The following is a 15,156-nucleotide window of genomic DNA, read 5'->3' on the forward strand; positions in this document are numbered from 1 at the left end:
CAGCCCATCAGTGGCCCGGCTCGATCAGCGAGCCGGACCCATGGCAGGTCTTACTGCTCGGAGCCGATGGTGGGCAGTGGCGCGTCGGTAGCCTTGTTGTGGGCCTGGTGCTGCGCCGACAGCTTGCGCATCAGCGGCAGCACCGCCAGCGCGATCAATGTGCAGGCGATGCCCGCCCAGCCCAACTTGGCGAACAGCGAGGTGTAGATCGGCATGGTCTGCACGGGATTGGTGATGTCCTGCGGCACGCTGGCCAGGTTCGCCACCAGGCCACCGAGGTATTGCGAGATGCCGGACGCCACGAAGTACGCGCCCATCATGAAGCCGCCCATGCGCTCGGGAACGTAGCGCGCGATCATCGCCAGGCCCAGGCCGCTGACCAGCAGCTCACCCAGCGACGAGGCGCCGTAGCCCCAGACCATCACCCATGAGCTGGTCTTGCCGGCCACGGCGAAATGATCGGCCCAGCTGTAGATGAAGAAGCCCAGCGCGACGGCGGCGAAGCCCAGCGCGAATTTGGTGGCGATCGAGATGTCCTTGCCGTTGCGGCCGGCCGCGTTGTAGATGAAGGCCAGCAGCGGGCTCAGGATGAAGATCCAGATCGGATTGAACGACTGGAATTGCGCCGGCGCCCAGTTCCACAGATGGAAGCCGAAGATGTCGAAGCTGGGATTGACGTTGCGCAGCGCGAACAGGTTCAGCGAGGTCGACATCTGCTGGTAGAAGATGAAGAAGAACACCGTCTGCACGGTCAGCACCAGCGCGGCGATCAGGCCGGCGCGCTCGGAGCGCTCGCTGCGGCTGATCAGGTAGGCGAAGATGCCCAGCACCACGACGCCGGCCGCGTACACGAAAATGCGCGCCACCGACTCGTGCGCCAGCACGTAGGCGGATGCGAAGACGGCCAGCACGCCGATACCCAGCACCGCGCCCAGCTTGCCGGCATGCACCGGCTTTTCGTCCGGGGCCGAGCCGATGTGACGCATCGTGTGGCGCATCACCAGGTAATTGGTCAGGCCCACCAGCAGGCCGAACGCGCACACGGCGAAGGCGGCATGCCAGCCCAGTTCATGACCGTACTTGGCGTTGACGTAGTCCTTGATCCACGGCGTCAGCAGCATCGAGATCGTCGAGCCGATGTTCACTGCCATGTAGTAGATGGTGAAGGCGCTGTCGATCTTGGAGTCGTCGCCGTCGTAGATCTTGCGCACCAGGTTGCCGGCATTCGGCTTGAACAGGCCGTTGCCGACCACGATCACGCCCAGCGCGAAGTAAAGGAAGCCGACGCTCTCGCCCGGTACGGCCATCAGCGCATAACCGACGGCCAGAATGGTGGCGCCGATCAGCATCGTGCGGCGCGTGCCCAGCACCTTGTCGCCCACCCAGCCGCCAATGGCCGGCGCCACGTAGATCAATGCAGCGGCAGCGCTCCAGACCAGGTTGGCCTTGTCATCGGGGAACCCCAGGCGCTGCACCATGTAGTACACGATGAGCGCTTGCATGCCGTAGTAGCCAAACCGCTCCCACATCTCGATGAGGAAGACAGTGCTGAACGACCGGGTTTGCGAAACGGGTGGATTCTGGATTGCCATGCATCGATTCCGTTGACGAGTCAAACAACGGCCGCGCGTGGCGCGGCCGGCGTGCAGCGGTGCTGAACGGCACCACAATCAACGAAGGGTAACCCATCCGTCCGGATCGCTTCGCTGCGCTGCGACATGACGGGCCGGCTGGATGCACTCCGCGATCCGCGAGAGGCTTGTGGCATCATGCGCGCCTTGCCGCCCGTCACGGGCGGTTGTCCACGGAGATCTCCCACCCATGCCCGGCAGCGGATTTCGCGGTAACCCGAGTCAGCTCTGGAACGCCTTTCGCTGGTCGATGAAAGGCCTGGGCGCCGGTTGGCGGCACGAGGCTTCGTTCCGCCTGGAAGCCTTGCTGGCCATCGTGCTGGTACCCGTGGGCCTGTGGCTGGGGCATGGTGCGCTGGAGAAGATCGCGCTGACCCTGCCGATCTTCCTGGTGCTGTCGGCCGAACTGCTCAATTCCGCGATCGAGGCGGTGGTCGATCTGGTCAGCCCCGATTTCCACGCGCTGGCCGGCCGGGCCAAGGACCTGGGTTCGGCAGCGGTGTTCCTGCTGTTGGCGGCCACCGCGCTGTGCTGGGCGCTGGTGCTGGTGCCGCGCTGGATCTGATGGGTCCGGATTTCCGGGGCGGCGATGATTGGCAAGCCACGGTGTGTCGATGGAGCCTTTCCCGGGCAGGGTGGCGTGCCGCAATTGCGCCCGTGCCGCATGGGTGTTGCAATGGGCTATCCACGATCAGGAGTGTCGTCATGAAGTTTCTTCGCAACCTCGTACTGATGTTGCTTGCCGTGTCGGTGACCGGCTGCGGTTACAACGCCATCCAGCGACAGGACGAGGCGGTCAAGGCCTCGTGGTCGGAGGTGCTGAACCAGTACCAGCGCCGCGCCGACCTGGTGCCGAACCTGGTCAACACGGTGAAGGGCTACGCCCAGCACGAGGAAAAGGTGTTCGTCGAGGTGACCGAGGCGCGTGCCAAGGTGGGCAGCATCCAGGTGAATTCCGACACCATCAACGATCCGCAGAAACTGAAGCAGTTCCAGGCAGCGCAGGGCCAGCTCACCGGCGCGCTGTCGCGGCTGATGGTGGTCAGCGAGAACTATCCGAACCTGAAGGCCGATGGGTTGTTCCAGAACCTGCAGGCGCAGCTGGAGGGCACCGAGAACCGCATTACCGTGGCGCGCCAGCGTTACGTGCAGGCGGTGCAGCAGTACAACTCGATGATCCGCACGTTCCCGAACAACCTCACCGCGAAGATGTTCGGCTACACGGTGAAGCCGAATTTCAGCGTGGACAACGAGAAGGCGATTTCCACCGCGCCGACCGTGAATTTCGGTACGAGCACGCCGGCGCCGGCCACGTCGGCCGGGCACTGAGGTGCGCCTGAGTCGCCTGCTGTGCGTGCTGGTGCTGGCGTTGCTGGCGCCGGCCTGGCTGCATGCCACCGACGTGCCGAAACTGACCCGGCACGTCACCGATCTCACCGGCACGCTGACCACGCAGCAGGTCGACCAGCTCGACGCGCAGCTGGTGGCGCTGGAAAAGGCCAAGGGCGCGCAGTTGGTGGTGCTGATGGTGGGGACCACCCAGCCGCAGCCCATCGACAGCTATTCGCTGGACGTGTCGATGACCAACAAGGTCGGGCGCAAGGGGATCGATGACGGCGTGCTGCTGTTGATCGCCAAGAACGACCACCAGGTCCGCATCGAGGTGGGGGCGGGACTGGAGGGGGCGATTCCCGACGCAGCGGCTGCACGCATCATCCGCGAATACCTCGCGCCGAAATTCCGTACCGGTGACTACTTCGGCGGCATCAGCGACGCCGTGGGTGCGCTCACCCTGCTGATCAACGGCGAGCCGTTGCCACCGCCGGTGCAAGGTGCGACGCACGAGCGTCATGGCAACGGGTTCCAGGGCATCTTCATGGTCGGATTGTTCGCCGCGGTGTTCCTGCGCGGCGTGCTGGGGCGGACGCATGCGCTGGTGCGCGCACCGGTGGGCGGCCTGGTCATCGGCGGCCTGATGTGGCTGCTGGCTTCCGCCGGCATCGGTGTGCTGGGCGGCTTGCTGGGCGGCGTGTTCATGCTGCTGCCGGGCGGGGCGGGGCGCTCGATCGGCGGCGGTGGCTGGGGTGGATTCGGCGGCTGGGGCGGTGGTGGTGGCTTCGGTGGCGGCGGTGGCTTTGGCGGTGGTGGCGGTTTCAGTGGGGGTGGCGGCAGTTTCAATGGCGGTGGCGCATCGGGGGGCTGGTGAGATGAGTCGTTTCCAGCGCCTGGGCGCAAATCTGTTCGATGGCTGGTTCCAGTTGCGCCGGCGTTTTCCCGCGCGCGTACTGGATGAGATCGCCGATGCCATCGCGGCCGGCGAGCGGACCCACAAGGGCGAGGTACGCGTGGCCTTCGAGTCGCGCCTGAGTCCGTGGGCGGTACTGCAGGGCCTGGATGCCCCGACCCGTGCACGACAGGTGTTCACCCAACTGCGCGTATGGGATACCGAACACAACTGCGGTGTGCTGTTCTACGTGTTGATGGCCGAACACCGCATCGAGATCGTGGCCGACCGCGGCATCGCGCAGCGGGTGACGGCGGCTGAATGGGACGCGCTCTGTACGCGCATGCGCGACCGCTTCGCGCGTGGCGAATGGCGCGAAGGCGCGTTGCAGGGCATTGCCGATGCGCATGGCTTGTTGCGGCAGCATTTCCCGGGCGATGGTGCGGAACGACTCGACGAGCTGCCGGATCGACCGGTATTGCTCTGAGCGCCTGTCCAAGGGCGCATCCGGTCGCCCATTTTGCGACCTGTAGGAGTCCGCTCGCGGGCGATGCTTTTTTTGCAACTGCTGATGGTGCGCCAGAGCAGCAGCATCGCCCGTGAGCTGGCTCCTACAGTTCGCTTCTGCGCCAAGTCCGGAAAGATTCCGCACGCGTTCTCACGAGCCAGCCGCTGCGGCACAGGCGGCTGACTGCTCCGGCGTTGCGGTCGCCCCGCGCACCCGGCCGGCGTTGGAGACCACCACGCGCAAGGCCTGCCGATCATCGCCCGATGAACAGAACAGCAGGCTGAGGTTGCTGCCGAGCGCGGTGCCATCGGGCAGGAAGCGCACGTGCTTGCGTCCGGCGGTGCCCAGCACGGTCAGTCGCCTTGGTACGCGACCGGTACGCAGTGGCGGCCCATCCGGCTGGCCATCGCGATCGCGGTCGCGGGCAATCAGCCAGCCCTGGGTCCAGTCGGCAGTGTCCCTGCAGTGCCGGCCATCGACACTGGGACAGAACAGGATGCGGCTGTTGTGCGTGATGGCCGTGTTGCGGGCGTAGCGCAAGGTGGCGAGATAGGTGAATTGGGTTGCCTGCAACTGATGCCCCTGCACCAGTTTCCCCAGCGACGGCATGGCGACGCACGCCAGGACCGCGACCACCGCGACGACCATTACCTGTTCGATCAGGCTGATTCCTGTTTGGGTACGCTGCCGCAAAATGCGCACGATCCGGCCTCCTGCCATCGCCTGTATTCAGGCTAGATCGCGCTGGAAGCGGCGTCTGCGGCGAAAATGCCCTCATCGTGTCGGTCGCTGCTGACATGTCTTGTCAGCAGGGGCGATTTAATATGCGGGTTCGTGCCCGCATATCGTCATCCATGACCGATCGATTCGAACTTGTCGCGCCCTACCAGCCCGCGGGTGACCAACCCGAGGCCATTCAACGCCTCAGCGAGGGTTTCGAGGCCGGTTTGGCATCGCAGACCCTGCTTGGCGTCACCGGTTCAGGCAAGACCTACACCATCGCCAACGTGATCGAGCGCGTGCAGCGCCCGACCATCGTGATGGCACCGAACAAGACGCTGGCGGCGCAGCTGTATGGCGAGTTCCGGGAGTTCTTTCCGCATAACGCGGTGGAGTACTTCGTCAGCTATTACGACTACTACCAGCCGGAAGCCTACGTGGTGGCGTCGGATACCTTCATCGAGAAGGACGCCTCGATCAACGAGCACATCGAGCAGATGCGGCTGTCGGCGACCAAGGCGCTGCTGTCGCGCCGCGATTCGATCATCGTGGCCACGGTGTCGGCGATCTACGGCCTGGGCAATCCCGAGGATTACCTGAGCCTGCGGCTGATTCTGGCCAAGGGCGAGCGCATCGACCAGCGCAAGCTGATCCACCAGCTCACCGAGCTGCAGTACACCCGCAACGAGATGGAGTTGCGTCGTGGTACCTATCGCGTGCACGGCGAGATCATCGATGTGTTCCCGGCCGAGTCGGAAACCGAAGCGTTGCGCATCGAACTGTTCGATGGCGAAGTGGAGAACATGGCGCTGTTCGACCCGCTCACCGGCGAGACGATCCGCAAGATTCCCCGCTACACGGTTTATCCGCGCACCCATTACGCCAGCACGCGCGAAAGCGTGCTCAACGCCATCGAGACGATCAAGGTCGAACTGAAGGAACGGCTGGAATACCTGTATCGCGAGAACAAGCTGCTCGAGGCGCAACGGCTGGAGCAGCGCACGCGTTTCGACCTGGAGATGATGGCCGAGGTGGGTTATTGCCAGGGCATCGAGAACTACTCGCGCCACCTGACCCGGCGCGAACCGGGCGAACCGCCGCCGACCTTGTTCGACTATCTGCCGGCCGACGGCATGCTGGTGGTCGACGAATCGCACGTCACCGTGCCGCAGCTCGGCGCGATGTACAAGGGCGATCGTTCGCGCAAGGAAACCCTGGTGGAATTCGGTTTCCGCCTGCCATCGGCGATGGACAACCGACCGCTGCGTTTCGAAGAGTGGGAAGCACGGGTGCCGCGCGCCATCTATGTTTCTGCCACGCCACGCGCCTACGAGCTGGACAAGTCCGGCGACGCGGTGACCGAGCTGGTGGTGCGCCCGACTGGCCTGATCGATCCGGAAGTGGAAGTGCGCCCGGTTCGCACCCAGGTCGACGACCTGCTCGGCGAGGCGCACAAGCGCATCGCCATGGGCGACCGCGTGCTGGTCACCACGTTGACCAAGCGCATGGCCGAGAACCTCACCGAATACCTGGCCGAGCACGACGTGAAAGTGCGTTACCTGCACTCGGACATCGAGACGGTCGAACGCAGCGAGATCATTCGCGATCTGCGGCTGGGCGAGTTCGACGTGCTGGTCGGCATCAACCTGTTGCGCGAAGGCCTGGACATGCCCGAGGTCTCGCTGGTGGCGGTGCTCGATGCGGACAAGGAAGGCTTCCTGCGCTCCACCGGCTCGCTGATCCAGACCATCGGCCGCGCGGCCCGCAACGTGCGCGGCAAGGCCATCCTCTACGCCGACGAGGTGACCCGTTCGATGCGCGCGGCGATGGACGAGACCGCGCGGCGCCGCGAGAAGCAGGTGCTGTACAACGAGGCCAACGGGATCACCCCGAAAACGGTGGTGCGCCGGATTGCCGACATCATGGAAGGTGCGCGCAGCGAGGCGCCGGCACGCGGGCGCGGCAGCCGTGGCAAGGCGCGCGCCGTGGCCGAGCCGACGGCGGCGTATGCCTCGATGGACCCGGCCCAGGCCGCGGCCGCGATCAAGAAACTGGAAGCGCGGATGTACAAGCACGCCCAGAACCTGGAATTCGAGGATGCGGCGAAGTTGCGTGACGAGATCCACCAACTGCGCGAGCAGTCGCTGCGTTGAGCGGGGCTGCATGGCGGCATGCGCTGGAAAGACAAAGGCCACCGCGAGGGTGGCCTTTGTTTCACCGAATTGGTGGGCGGTACAAGGATCGAACTTGTGACCCCTACCATGTCAAGGTAGTGCTCTACCGCTGAGCTAACCGCCCGATTCCCGCAGCAAGCTGCCGCGCGAGCCGCGCAGTATAGGTGACTCGTCGAGCTGCCACAAGCGCCCCGGCTCCAGGGCGCGTAAAGGCAGGCGCAGGCTCCATTCAGAGCGCGGTCACGAGCATCAATATTGCGTCCATGCTCGGGCGTATGTTGTTCACCGGGAGGCGACTCGCGGGTCGCGATAGTGGTGCCCTCGTGATCCCCGACGATGAGGTTCCAACATGCCGCACCGCTTGCTCCGCTCCCGCTCCCTTCCATTGCTTGCCTCGGCCGTGGCGCTTGGCATGGCCAGTACGGGGGCGTTTGCCCAGCAGTCTCCTGCACTTGATCGCGTCAGCCTGTGGCTGGGCGGTTATTACTCGAACAACACCACGACCCTGTCGGCGCAGGGGCGCGACGCCTATTCGGGTCTCGATGGCAAGCTGAATTTCGAACACGACCTTGGCTTGAAGAAGCGCAGCGTCGACCCGCGCGTGCGTGCGGATTTCCTGATCGGCGACAGTCAGGGATTCTCGTTCGATTACTACCAGATCCACCGCAACCGCACTGGCGATTATTACCAGCCGATTCCCGCGCTGGGCACTGACGTGGGTGCGCATATCAAGGGCACGGTGAATTACGATTTCGGTTCGGCCTCGTACAAGTGGTGGTTCGGCCACTCCAGCGACGTGTTTGGCGTGGGCCTGGGTGCGGCGTACTACAAGGTGGATTTCCGTGCGGATGGCTCGGCTCACGCCGGGTCCGCGAGTGGTACCGCCTCGGCCAGCTACAACGACAGCGAATGGGCGCCGATGCTGACGCTGGGCTGGCGGCACGCCTTCAGCGACCAGTGGCGCATGTATGCCGACGTGGCCGGCGTCAAAAAGAATGGCGGCGACCTCAACGGGCATATCTGGAATGCCTCGCTCGGCGTCGAATGGTTCCCATGGCACAACGTGGGCCTGGCGCTGGAGTACTCCGCCTCGCGCCTGCACCTGAACAAGAAATACCGCGACGCCACTGCCAAGCTGGATCTCAAGTCCGACGGTCCTGCGCTCTACCTGCGCGCACGTTTCTGACGCTCTCCCAGGTGCGGCCGGCGGTCGCACCTCAGGCGCAGGTAGCTTGGTGCTGTGTGCTTTGTGCAAGAATCGCCGACATCTTTTGACGCGGATGCCGGCGATGCTTTACGTGTGGATCAAGAGCTTTCATGTGGTGTTCGTGATCGCATGGATGGCTACCGTGTTCTACCTGCCACGCATCCTGGTCAACCTTGCCGAAGCCGGCGAAGAGCCGGCGGTGAAGGCGCGGCTGTTGTTGATGGGGCGGCGGCTGTACAAGTTCGGCCACAACATGTTCGGCATCGCCTTTTTGTTCGGGTTGACGTTGTGGCAGGGCTGGCGGCTGTGGCCATCGGCGTTGCCCAACGTGGTGGCGGGGATGCACTGGATCGATGCCAAGCTGACCCTGGTGGCGTTGCTGCTGGTCTATTTCGTGTGGGTCGGGCGCCTGTTGAAGCGCAGCGGCAAAGGCATCGCGCTGCCGTCCGCGAAGGCGTTGCGCTGGCTCAACGAATTGCCGGTGCTGCTGCTGCTGGGCGTGGTCTACCTGGTGCTGGCCAAGCCGTTCTGATGATGCGTGTAGGAGCGCACCCTGTGCGCGAAAGGCCTTTTGCGAGGTCTGGCCGAGAGCATTCGCGCACAGGGTGCGCTCCTACCGGGTAGTCAGCGATTGAAGTACTCCCGGTACCACGCCACGAAGCGCGCCACGCCGTCCTCGATGGACGTTCCCGGCGCATAGCCCACGTCACGGCGTAGCGCCGACACGTCAGCCCAGGTGTCCGGCACGTCGCCGGGCTGCATCGGCAGCAGGCGCTTCTCCACGCTTCGCCCCAGGTTTTGTTCCAGCAGTTCGATGAAACGCATCAGCTGTACCGGCTGGTCGTTGCCGATGTTGTAGACGCGATAGGGCGCGTTCGAGGTGCCGGGATTCGGCGCTTCCGCGTCGTAGCCCGGATCGGGTTCGGCCGGATGGTCGAGCGTGCGGATCACGCCTTCGACGATGTCGTCGATATAGGTGAAGTCGCGGCTGTGGTTGCCGTGGTTGAACACGTCGATCGGCTCGCCACGACTGATCCGGTCGGCGAACAGCATCGGCGACATGTCCGGTCGGCCCCACGGGCCATACACGGTGAAGAAGCGCAGGCCGGTGGTGGGCAAACCGTACAGATGGCTGTAGCTGTGCGCCATCAGTTCGTTGGCTTTCTTGCTGGCGGCATACAGGCTGACCGGATGGTCGACGGCGTCTTCCACCGCGAACGGCATCTTGCGATTGGCGCCGTACACCGAGCTGGAGGAGGCGTAGACCAGGTGCTCGACCGCGTGGTGGCGGCAGCCTTCGAGGATGTTGCCGAAACCGACCAGATTGCTCTGCAGATAGGCCTGCGGATTCGTCAGCGAATAGCGCACGCCGGCCTGCGCGGCCAGGTTCACCACGCGCTGCGGCTTGAAGCTGGCAAAGGCATCGTTGACCGCGCTGGCGTCGGCCAGGTCGGCGCGCCGGTGGGCGTAACCCGGGTGATCGACGAAGCGTGCCAGGCGCGCTTCTTTCAGCGAGGGATCGTAGTAATCGTTGTGGTTGTCGATGCCCAGCACCTCGTCGCCGCGGTCGAGCAGTCGTTGCGCCAGTGCGGCGCCGATGAAGCCGGCGGTACCGGTGACGAGGATGCGCATGGATGATTCCGAAGGTGTGGCGGGGCGAATCATTCTAGCGGCCTGCTGCGTGCGAGGCTTCATTGCGACGCGCATGGCGGGTGACGGGCTCCACTGTCGGGGCGAATTTGCTTGCTGAGCAGAAGCGAAATGTCATGCTGAAACGTGGGGTTTGGCCTATTGCATCGCGCACGTGTTTGAGATAGTCGCTTCGTTCAGGTAGAATAAGCCGATCACCCTTCCCGAACCTGGGCCGGCATGCGCTGCATGCCTCCGACCCCTAGTGTCCTTTTGCCCAGTGTTTGCCCGCGGCGCTTCGCTTGAAGCGCAGTCGCGCGATGTCGCCATCGCTTTGCGGCAATCATCCAGGCAAAGGAGCCATGCAGAAAATCAAGGTCGAACATCTCACCAAAGTCTTTGGGCCACATCCGGAGCAGGCATTGCGCATGCTCGACCAGGGTGTGGGCAACGCGGATATCCGCAAGGCGGGACATGCGGTCGGCATCGCCGACGTGTCCTTCGACGTGGAAGAGGGCGAGCTGCTCGTCATCATGGGGCTGAGCGGCAGCGGCAAGTCGACCCTGCTGCGTTGCCTCAACTGTCTCAATCCGTCCAGCCGCGGCAGCATCTTCATCGACGGCGAAGACATCACCAGGTTCGACCATGAGCAATTGCTCGATCTGCGTCGGCGCAAGATCAGCATGGTGTTCCAGCACTTTGCCTTGTTCCCGCATCGCAGCGTGGCGGACAACGCCGCCTACGGGCTGGAAGTGCAGGGCGTCGACGCCGCCGAGCGTCGCCAGCGTGCGCTCGAGGCGCTGGAGCTGGTGGGACTGAAGGGCTGGGAAGATTCCCGCCCGGGTCAGCTCAGCGGCGGCATGCAGCAGCGCGTGGGCCTGGCCCGCGCACTGGCGGTGAAGTCGGACATCCTGCTGATGGACGAGGCGTTCAGCGCGCTCGATCCGCTGATCCGCCGCGACATGCAGCAGGAGCTGGCGTCGCTGCAACGGCGCATGAAGAAGACCATCGTGTTCATCACCCACGATCTGGACGAGGCGCTGCAGATCGGCGACCGCATCGTGTTGATGAAGGACGGTCGCGTGGTGCAGATCGGCACGCCCGAGGACATCCTCAACAACCCGGCCAATGCCTACGTCGAGCGTTTCGTGGAGAACGTGGACATGTCGCGGGTGCTGACGGCACGTACCGTGATGGGACGCGCGCGCGAAGTGGCGTTCCCGCAGGACGGTCCGCGCACGGTATTGCACAAGATGACCGAGGGCAGCGACACCAGCATGCTGGTGGTCGAACGCGATCACACGTTGGTGGGGACTGTCACGCTCGACGAGTTGGGCAAGGCGGTGCAGGACGGTCGCAAGAGCATTGCCGAGCTGATCCAGCACGATGCGCCCACCATTGCGCCCGACACGCCGCTGACCGACATCATCAACCTCATGGCCACCTGGCCCTACCGTCTGCCGGTGGTGGACGAGCAACGCAAGCTGCTGGGCGTGGTCACCCGGCCGCGCGTGATCAACGCGCTGGCGCAGAGCAGTGCGAATCATCCCGCCGATGCCGCGCCCGAGTCGGATGAAAGGAGCGCGAACGCATGAATTTCACCATTCCGAAATTGCCGCTGGCGCATGGCATCGACGTGGCGCTGGACTGGCTCACGCTGCACATCGCCTTCATCACCAAGGCCTTCAGTCACATCATCTCGATCCTGATCGATGGCCTGGTGCATGGCCTGTTGTGGCTGCCGCCGTGGCTGCTGATCATCATCGTGGCGCTGCTGGCCTGGCGCGCCGCCGGTTGGCGCGTAGCCGTGTTCAGCCTGCTCGGCCTGTTGCTGCTGTGGGATTTGAGACTGTGGTCGGCCACGGTGGAAACCTTCACCTTGGTGCTGATTTCCACCGCGATCGCCGTGGCCATCGGCTTGCCGCTGGGCATCTTCGCTGCGCTCAGTACGCGCGCCTCGAAAGTGGTGATGCCGATCCTCGATTTCATGCAGACCATGCCGGCCTTCGTGTACCTGATTCCGGCGATTCCGTTCTTCGGTCTGGGCGCAGTGTCGGCCAGCGTGGCCACGGTGATCTTCGCCACGCCACCGACCATCCGGCTTACCGCGCTGGGTATCCGCCAGGTGCCCGGCGACTTGATCGAAGCGGCCGATGCGTTCGGTTCCACCCGTCGCCAGAAACTGTTCAAGGTGCAGTTGCCGATGGCCGTGCCGACGATCATGGCCGGTATCAACCAGACCATCATGCTGTCGCTGTCGATGGTGGTGATCGCCGCCATGATCGGTGCCGGCGGCCTCGGTGGCGTGGTGTGGCAGGCGATCCAGCGACTGGAGCCCGGCAAGGGCTTCGAGGCCGGCATCGCCATCGTCATCCTCGCCATGATCCTCGACCGGGTCACCCAACGAATCGGGCGCAACCCGTCCGCCAAGGCCGCGAAGTGATCGCGGCACAGCCACAGGAGAAAGCCATGGGAATCCAGAAGAATCGTTTGCGCACGGCGGTTGTCGGCGCACTGGCCGCCGTTGCACTGGCCGCCTGTTCGCCGTCCGGACAGGGCGCCGCGCAAGACAATGCGGCTACTCCGGCGACCGGCGACCACGCCTCGAAGACCGTGACGCTGGTCTATGTGGAATGGGCCAGTTGCACGGCGGCCACCCACGTGGTGCAGGCCGTGCTGGAACAGCAGGGCTACAAGGTCAAGGCGCTGTCGGTAAGCGGTGCGGCCATGTATTCGGCGATTGCCAATGGCGACGCCGATGCCACCGTATGCGCATGGCTGCCCAGCACCCATGCCAATTACTACGCGCGCACCAAGGACAAGCTGGACAATCTCGGTCCCAACATGACCGGTACCAAGATCGGTCTGGTCGTGCCCGACTACGTCAGCATCGATTCGATCGACCAGTTGGCGGCCAACGCCGACAAGTTCCAGGACCGGATCGTCGGCATCGATCCCGGTGCCGGCGAGATGGGCATCACACAGAAGGCCATCGAAGCCTACAAGCTGCCGCTCAAGCTGGTCGACGGCAGCGGCGCCACCATGACGGCGGCGCTGAAGAGTGCTATCGACAACCACCAGTGGATTGTGGTCACCGGCTGGACGCCGCACTGGATGTGGGCGCGCTGGAAGCTGAAGTACCTGTCCGATCCCAAGGGCGTGTACGGCGGTGCCGAGGATATCGACACGCTGGCGCGCAAGGGCCTGAAGCAGGACATGCCCGGCGCCTGGCGCGTGCTCGACGGCTTCCACTGGTCGCCCGAGGAAATGCAGCAGGTGATGGCGGAAGACCAGAAGCAGGGCGCCGATGCGGCGGCCGATGCCCATGACTGGGTGAAGGCGCATCCGCAGAAGGTTGCCGGCTGGGTGTCCGACACGCCTTGATCCCGGGTCCGGCGCCCAGGCACCGGACCTGATGTTCGTCCGCATCGTTTCCCGTTGCCCGGTTCGGGCAGCGCGGGCGCCTGCGCGCCAATTCCAGCGCGTGGCGCCGCGACGCGCGGCCATTTTTGTTTACGAGGATGAAACCCATGACCTTCCAACCATTGGCCTGCGCCATCGCCATCGGCCTGGGCGCTTGCCTGGCCATGCCGGCGCAGGCAGCGCCGCAGGATGCGTCCGCCACGCAGCACTACAGCCCCGCCCAGATCGCCGCGATGCAGGCACAGATCGATGCGTTGCAGCGCGAGCTGGACAGCATGAAGCAGCACCCGGCGCAGGCTACGGTCGCGACGTCCGCAAAAGCGACGGATGCCGACACGGCAACAGATGGTGCCGAAACGGTGGCGGTGGCCGACACGAAAGCCAAGTCGGACGACAGTCGCCAGGCGGCCGCCAGCGCCAGCAAGGACGGTATCAAGCTGGGTGGCGCGGTGCGCTTCCAGTACAGCCGCGAGGGCTACAACAAGGGCAACCGCAGGCGCCGTGGCGACATGGATTTCGACATCTTCCGGCTCGATCTCAACGGTTCGATCGGCAATGTGGAATTGTCCGCCCAGTACCGCTGGTTCCAGTACATGAGCGCGATCCATCACGCCTGGGTCGGCTACAAGTTCACCGACAAGGACGAAGGCCAGCTCGGCCTCACCCGCGTGCCGTTCGGCAACCAGCCGTTCGACTCGCACAACTATTTCTTCAGCTCCAACTATTACCTGGGGCTGGAAGACAGCTACCAGATGGGTGCGCTGTACGTGCACAGCGGTGATCCGTGGAACGTGCAGATCGGCTTCTTCAAGAACGATTCGATGGGCGGTGTCGACGGCTTCGTCAGCAATCGAGCCGACAGCTACACCTACAACGTGGTGGGCTACCGGTTGCCTGGCGAAGGCAACTTCGACGATCCGGCGCACCCGATCGGCGTGGCCGATACCGGTGCGGCGCGGATGGCCTACACCTTCCGCCCGGGCGAGCACAGCTCGGTCGAGGTGGGCGCGTCCGCCCTGCGCGGCAGCCTGGAAAGCAGCACGCAGCGGGTAGGCCATTACGACGCCGAAGCGCTGCACATGAACACCGACATCGGTCGCTGGAACCTGCAGTTGCAGGCGGCGCGCTATGCCTATCATGTCAACGATGGTGCCGATCGCCTGGCGGTGGGCGCGTACGATTTCTACGATTCCATCGCGGCACGGGCGCACAGCTACACCGGCAACGTGGCCTACAAGCTGCCGGTGTCATGGGGGCCGATCACTGCGCTCACCTTCTACAACGACTACTCGCTGGTGAACCACAAGTCCGGCCACCTGCCGCATACGTGGATGAACATCACCGGCATGTCGATGGCGGCGGGCGGCCTGTTCACCTATTTCGATTTCGTCACCGCACGCAACCAGCCGTTCATCGGCGGCAGCATGGCCGGCAACGGCGGGGTGGAACATCGCTTCAACATCAACTTCGGGTATTACTTCTAGGGAGAGAGCTTCTGCTCGTCATCCCAACGAAAGCTGGAATCCAGCGACTTTCCTAGCGACAACCTGGAGGCACTGGATCCGGCTCTCTCTCGATTCGTGTGGTTGACCTTTACCCGACCACCTGTTGAGCCGCATGCGTCCACGGGTTTTTCGGCA

General features: G+C 64.3%; 14 protein-coding genes and 1 tRNA gene. 11 read left to right on the top strand and 4 right to left on the bottom strand.

The window, feature by feature from the left end; genetic code table 11:
- Positions 1 to 50: 50 nt before the first annotated feature.
- Positions 51 to 1,592 (bottom strand): peptide MFS transporter, encoded by a 1,542-nt coding sequence (locus tag AB7849_RS14585; RefSeq protein WP_008212212.1) that lies wholly within the window; start codon positions 1,590 to 1,592, stop codon positions 51 to 53.
- A gap of 229 nt (positions 1,593 to 1,821) precedes the next feature.
- Here AB7849_RS14585 and AB7849_RS14590 point away from each other — a divergent pair, with 229 nt between their 5' ends.
- From AB7849_RS14590 to AB7849_RS14605, 4 genes are all read left to right on the top strand, one after another.
- Complete coding sequence (locus AB7849_RS14590) at positions 1,822 to 2,196, top strand: diacylglycerol kinase (protein ID WP_008212210.1); 375 nt, start codon at positions 1,822 to 1,824, stop codon at positions 2,194 to 2,196.
- Between the two features lie 140 nt (positions 2,197 to 2,336).
- A complete protein-coding gene (locus tag AB7849_RS14595) occupies positions 2,337 to 2,960 on the top strand; it encodes a LemA family protein (RefSeq protein ID WP_008212208.1) in 624 nt (207 codons plus the stop codon).
- 1 nt (position 2,961) lies between these two features.
- Positions 2,962 to 3,837, top strand: coding sequence for a TPM domain-containing protein (locus tag AB7849_RS14600; RefSeq protein ID WP_369501216.1), 876 nt, complete (start codon positions 2,962 to 2,964; stop codon positions 3,835 to 3,837).
- A gap of 1 nt (position 3,838) precedes the next feature.
- Entirely contained in the window at positions 3,839 to 4,342 is a 504-nt protein-coding gene (locus tag AB7849_RS14605; protein ID WP_037100126.1) for a TPM domain-containing protein, read from the top strand.
- 171 nt (positions 4,343 to 4,513) lie between these two features.
- On the opposite strand, the gene AB7849_RS14610 is transcribed toward AB7849_RS14605, so the two are convergent.
- On the bottom strand, positions 4,514 to 5,065 hold the full coding sequence (locus tag AB7849_RS14610) for a GspH/FimT family protein (protein ID WP_157618092.1): 552 nt from the start codon (positions 5,063 to 5,065) through the stop codon (positions 4,514 to 4,516).
- 152 nt (positions 5,066 to 5,217) lie between these two features.
- On the opposite strand from AB7849_RS14610, the gene uvrB reads away from it, so the two are divergent.
- Complete coding sequence (uvrB, locus tag AB7849_RS14615) at positions 5,218 to 7,236, top strand: excinuclease ABC subunit UvrB (RefSeq protein ID WP_369501217.1); 2,019 nt, start codon at positions 5,218 to 5,220, stop codon at positions 7,234 to 7,236.
- 70 nt (positions 7,237 to 7,306) lie between these two features.
- Here the strand turns inward: uvrB and AB7849_RS14620 are convergent.
- Positions 7,307 to 7,381 (bottom strand) — tRNA-Val (locus AB7849_RS14620).
- A gap of 288 nt (positions 7,382 to 7,669) precedes the next feature.
- Between AB7849_RS14620 and AB7849_RS14625 the strand changes: the two genes are divergently transcribed.
- Positions 7,670 to 8,443 carry a hypothetical protein gene (locus AB7849_RS14625; protein WP_157618188.1) on the top strand — a complete coding sequence of 258 codons (774 nt, stop codon included), beginning with the start codon at positions 7,670 to 7,672 and terminating at the stop codon, positions 8,441 to 8,443.
- Between the two features lie 103 nt (positions 8,444 to 8,546).
- A complete protein-coding gene (locus AB7849_RS14630) occupies positions 8,547 to 8,996 on the top strand; it encodes a CopD family protein (protein WP_008214868.1) in 450 nt (149 codons plus the stop codon).
- 92 nt (positions 8,997 to 9,088) lie between these two features.
- On the opposite strand, the gene AB7849_RS14635 is transcribed toward AB7849_RS14630, so the two are convergent.
- Entirely contained in the window at positions 9,089 to 10,096 is a 1,008-nt protein-coding gene (locus tag AB7849_RS14635; protein ID WP_008214867.1) for an NAD-dependent epimerase, read from the bottom strand.
- 359 nt (positions 10,097 to 10,455) lie between these two features.
- Here AB7849_RS14635 and AB7849_RS14640 point away from each other — a divergent pair, with 359 nt between their 5' ends.
- From AB7849_RS14640 to AB7849_RS14655, 4 genes are all read left to right on the top strand, one after another.
- The gene (locus tag AB7849_RS14640) at positions 10,456 to 11,688 is read left to right on the top strand and encodes a quaternary amine ABC transporter ATP-binding protein (protein WP_008214866.1); all 1,233 of its coding nucleotides are present in this window, start codon (positions 10,456 to 10,458) and stop codon (positions 11,686 to 11,688) included.
- On the top strand, positions 11,685 to 12,536 hold the full coding sequence (locus AB7849_RS14645; protein WP_008214863.1) for an ABC transporter permease: 852 nt from the start codon (positions 11,685 to 11,687) through the stop codon (positions 12,534 to 12,536). The genes AB7849_RS14640 and AB7849_RS14645 overlap by 4 nt, the downstream gene beginning before the upstream one ends.
- Before the next feature lie 26 nt (positions 12,537 to 12,562).
- Complete coding sequence (locus AB7849_RS14650; RefSeq protein WP_008214862.1) at positions 12,563 to 13,477, top strand: glycine betaine ABC transporter substrate-binding protein; 915 nt, start codon at positions 12,563 to 12,565, stop codon at positions 13,475 to 13,477.
- Between the two features lie 146 nt (positions 13,478 to 13,623).
- Complete coding sequence (locus AB7849_RS14655) at positions 13,624 to 15,000, top strand: hypothetical protein (protein ID WP_008214859.1); 1,377 nt, start codon at positions 13,624 to 13,626, stop codon at positions 14,998 to 15,000.
- Positions 15,001 to 15,156: the final 156 nt, after the last annotated feature.

Source organism: Rhodanobacter sp. FW021-MT20 (assembly GCF_041107475.1).
Lineage (GTDB): Bacteria > Pseudomonadota > Gammaproteobacteria > Xanthomonadales > Rhodanobacteraceae > Rhodanobacter_A > Rhodanobacter_A glycinis.